Origin of the sequence: Fulvivirga lutimaris (assembly GCF_009711525.1) — a bacterium.
Classification (GTDB): domain Bacteria; phylum Bacteroidota; class Bacteroidia; order Cytophagales; family Cyclobacteriaceae; genus Fulvivirga; species Fulvivirga lutimaris.
Genome location: NZ_SMLV01000026.1, coordinates 1 through 377 on the forward strand (window position 1 = coordinate 1; position 377 = coordinate 377).

Here is a 377-nt window from a genome sequence, read left to right on the forward strand (position 1 = left end):
ATTGGTATTACTTGTCAGTAGGTAGTTCTAATAGCAGTTCTGGTTATAAAGGCACCTTTACGCTATGCGTGAATGATCAAGCACCTTATGATTACCAGTTAGGAGCAGAGTTGATTGATGCCAAAGATAATTGGTGTAGCGGGGCCAATACCTATACAAATATTAATGCCACTGGTGTTTACAGTACATCATGTGATGGGTCAAACTACAATGACGTTTGGTTTAAGTTTCAAGCTGATACCGAGTTTTTTTCAGCAAAAGTAACACCTGGCAGTTTGAGGTATGCAAGCATAACCCTTTATGATGCTAGCGATAATGTAGTGATGTGTAAAGTAGGTAGTGGCTCAACGGGACCTGCTGAAATTATTAATGAATCA

At 39.3% G+C, this 377-nt stretch carries 1 protein-coding gene; it reads left to right on the forward strand.

Translation table 11 applies throughout. From position 1 onward, the window contains the following. Positions 1–377: hypothetical protein (locus tag E1140_RS21120; protein ID WP_185153304.1), on the forward strand; the 377-nt coding region annotated here is incomplete at both ends.